This is a genomic window from Oligoflexus sp. (genome assembly GCF_035638955.1).
Lineage (GTDB): Bacteria > Bdellovibrionota_B > Oligoflexia > Oligoflexales > Oligoflexaceae > Oligoflexus.
Map to the genome: position 1 here is coordinate 1 of NZ_DASQYZ010000234.1, position 3329 is coordinate 3329.

2 protein-coding genes are annotated in these 3329 nt (G+C 48.4%); one reads left to right on the plus strand and one right to left on the minus strand.

Features of this window, described 5'->3' with window-relative positions; all coding sequences use genetic code 11:
- Nucleotides 1-556 (plus strand): IS6 family transposase (locus VE954_RS21775; protein ID WP_324956706.1); only part of this gene is annotated, 556 nt, incomplete at its 5' end.
- A gap of 490 nt (nucleotides 557-1046) precedes the next feature.
- Here VE954_RS21775 and VE954_RS21780 read toward each other — a convergent pair.
- The gene (locus VE954_RS21780; protein WP_324956708.1) at nucleotides 1047-2996 is read right to left on the minus strand and encodes a hypothetical protein; all 1950 of its coding nucleotides are present in this window, start codon (nucleotides 2994-2996) and stop codon (nucleotides 1047-1049) included.
- Between the last annotated feature and the right edge of the window lie 333 nt (nucleotides 2997-3329).

Sequence of the window (3329 nt, forward strand, 5' to 3'; positions counted from 1 at the left end):
CGGCGTCGAGGTCGATCACTCCACGGTTCATCGCTGGATTAACCGATATACTCCTGAGCTCGAAGCAGAGTTCAGAAAAAGAAAAAAGCCGGTATCCGGCCGATGGTTCTGGGATGAGATGGCCCTCAAGGTCAAAGGCAAACTCAAATGGCTTTACCGGGCCGTGGACGGGGATGGCGATACGATAGACTTTCTCCTTTCGGCAAAGCGGGATCAGAAAGCGGCCATCAGGTTTTTGAAAAAGGCGATTCGTCAGCATGGAGTGCCGGAAAAGATCAACGCAGACAAGTCAGGGTCCAACGCCGCCGGTCTCAAGGCTTTCAATCACGAACACTCCACTGACATTGAGCTCCGGCAGGTGAAATATCTGAATAACCTTATCGAGCAGGATCACAGGCGGGTGAGGCAAAGGACAAGGCCCATGCTGGGCTTCAAGACCTTTATGTCGGCCGCGAAAACGATTGCCGGAATCGAGATAATGGCCATGATCAAAAAAGGTCAGATCGACATTCAAGGTTCCACTCCATTCGAGCAGTTTTATGCCCTTGCAGGATAACTGCGTCCGGGGGATGATTCCTTCAGAAACTCACTTCACCCTTTTAAATGTTTGCGACAGAGCCGTTTTTTGTCAGGGCCCCGGAAAGAATGCCTATAAAATAGGCCGGCCGTTAAAATTATTGGGAAATTTCAAAATTACGGCTTACCTGAAAGCCTTGGCAATCAAGGCCTGATGGAATTTTGGGCATTCTTTCCGGGGCCCTGGATCATTGTCGCCGTTGTATTTGCCAGGTTAAGTAGGGGGATGTTGCCGCATGTTGCACCCCCTATTTAACCGACAAATGACCGACCATTGGAATGCCGTCCTTTGAAGCTCAGTACCAATATCCATTCCCTTGGATAAGGTGAACCGGGCATATGAACAGTTTATGTCAAAATGCCAAAGTCTTTCGCAGTAGAGCCTTCGATGGTCTACGCATCCAAAATTCGTGCCTCACAGGACGGGTGATGCCAATGAAAATCCCAGGTCTGGTCCTTATAATGGAAACTTAGCGTTTCACCAGCCTGACTTCATCAACTGCAAGTTCGACTCGTTTCCCTGCAGGAAACTTGAAGCGCAGACCTTTGATATTTTGATTTTGCAAAGAGAAATCAGTAAGTTCAAATCGAGCCGTACTGAACAGAAGTGGCACATAGTTGAATCCAAGGGTAAACGATTTCTCCTCCTGTGGGTTGGCCCGCACAAAAACCCTCTCGAAATAGTTACTATAATAGTTTTCTAGCTTGATATAGTCCGATAGTTGCACAAACTTCGAATTGGTGCCGTCTTCATACACCAAAGCCACGTCAACTTCCGATGCGCCCGGCTCCGGCACACAGTCTTTTTCGGGATAGGTAAAGCAGCCGGTTCGGCGCGCAAGGCTGGCATCAACTGTCCAGTAGTTGCTGGTGTCGATAAGACTTTGGAAAGGCACATCGACAGTTTGTTCAGCAGTAAGCACCGGCGATACCAGAATGAGCGGATCACGGGGAAATATCCCTGAAAGCAGCGCGACAGTCAGACGTGTATAACCATCTTGAGTCGCAACAGCATTCCAGTACGCCTGCAATTCCTTAAGCTTATCATTGAGTTTCTCGAGTGCGATTGTGCCTTCCAAACGCCTTGCGGAAACTGCACTGCCAGCTTTGGCAACAAGTACGCTATCTTTAAGTCTGATGAATTCACGATTGGTAGGGCCAAGTTCATTAAAGGCAATGGGCAGGGCATATTGGGTATCAAAGGTATGCAGAAGAGTGGAATCGGTCTGCTTGCCAACAGTGGCCTTGAAAAATGAGAACATCAACCCTTTCGCGAATGCCTGCTGTACTTCAGAGCCTTTGACCCCTTGCAAGGCATTGGGGGCTTTCAGAGCCAACGCACCGGAAAAAGGCTGCGCAGCCACATTCCATAAAGGCTTTTGGCTGCCAATGCAGGCATTTGGTGCATCAGATTCTTGCCATTCCGTATTGAAGAAATTGTGGTTGGCTCCCCAGACCGTAAAGATGGCTTTTGGATGGCCATCATTGCTTGAAAGCATCCGGGCGTAGGGACCGGTCCCCATAAACGTGCTGACATCGCGGTCACAGCCGCCGATGAGGACGGCCCAGGCAGTGCCAAGAGCCTCAGCCTTTAACGCTCCTGAAGTTGTTCCAAAATCAACAGGGGCGATTTCAAAGACACCTTTAATTTTCAGATCAGGGAGCTGCTGCTTCCAGACGCTATCAACTGCTGCTTTTTCGTAAATATTATAAGCGTACCGAACACCTTCACCACCTCGCGAGTGCCCCATAAGACCAACTTCGGTAAAATCGAATTTGTTGTTTACGTCCAGACTCCTGTTGGCCAGAGCACTGCTGTCGCCCGCCAAAGACCATTTACGCAGAGTGATCAGATGTTTGAGTACGAGGGCGCCCCGCGCATAAACCAACCCATTGTCCCAGGCATCGTAGCCATTGCGGCCTGTTATGCCAAGGTTCGCATTTATCGAAATCACCGCGTAACCCCAGGAGGCCAATTGACGGGCAGAGTATTCATAGCCGAGAAAGCTTGGACTTTCGACCAGCCCATCGGGACAGCTGCCCTTCAGTGTGTAGTCGACTGTTGTATCAATGCGGGGATTGCCCTCACCAGTTTCTTCACCACAGGTTGCATGATTGCCATGCAAATAGACTAAAACAGGGAACTTGCCAGTGCCTTTCGGGAGATAGAGTTTGCCGCGTATATCTGTTTTAACTTCCGGTTTACCCGCTGGTGGCGCCGGTAGAACGTCGTAATCAATGGCAGATGCCACACTGTAGAGTGACTCATCGACAGTAAATGACCCTGCCTGAAGCAGATCACGTTGCAAATGTGATTTGTCCACAATCTTTTGCTCGGAATTTTGCTGATTCTGCGGCTGGCATGCAAAACCCGCCACTAGCAGAATGATGCTGAAAAATATTTTTGAATGGGTTTTCAAAACGTACCTCAATGGCAAAGAGAATGAATCTTAATTCTTGCTGCTGGTCTACTTGAATTGAAAGGTAGGTGCAATCGCTAGTTCGGATCTTTTTGATCAAACCTAGCCGCCGATGAAAAAAGTTTTTCTATAATGCTAACTGTAAAAAAGCTCTCTATTCACGGTTGTTGACATTTGTAATAGGTAATGAATGGATCTGTTGCAAAAAAAATGTAGTATGAGGCTCCATGATAGGCCATATTTGCTAATCACCTTATCCACGGAGCGGATATGGCCATCAGTTTCAAAGGCAAACATTTCCCCAAATCTATTGTGCTGACCTGCATACGCTGG